Source organism: Priestia sp. SIMBA_032, assembly GCF_046535215.1.
GTDB lineage: Bacteria > Bacillota > Bacilli > Bacillales > Bacillaceae_H > Priestia > Priestia aryabhattai.
On record NZ_JAWRXD010001468.1, the window covers coordinates 1 to 240 of the forward strand.

At 71.7% G+C, this 240-nt stretch carries 1 pseudogene; it reads left to right on the plus strand.

What is annotated here, in order from left to right:
- Nucleotides 1–240 (plus strand): annotated as a pseudogene (locus tag SB717_RS39185) (catabolite control protein A); the annotation flags it as partial.

The following is a 240-nucleotide window of genomic DNA, read 5'->3' on the forward strand; positions in this document are numbered from 1 at the left end:
GCCTCGTCACGAGCGACTCGCGCGTCGAGGGCTTCGTCGAGGGCTTCACCGATGCCGGCGGATCCGCTCCGCGCGTGTTGCGCGACGAGCTCACCCGCGATGCGGGATACGCGCTCATGACGCGTGCCCTCGAGGACGGCGTCTCCCCCGGCACCGTCGTCTTCGGCGCGAGCGATGTCGTCGCCTTCGGCGCCATGTCGGCGGTGCGCGACGCAGGCCGTTCCGTCGGATCCGACATCG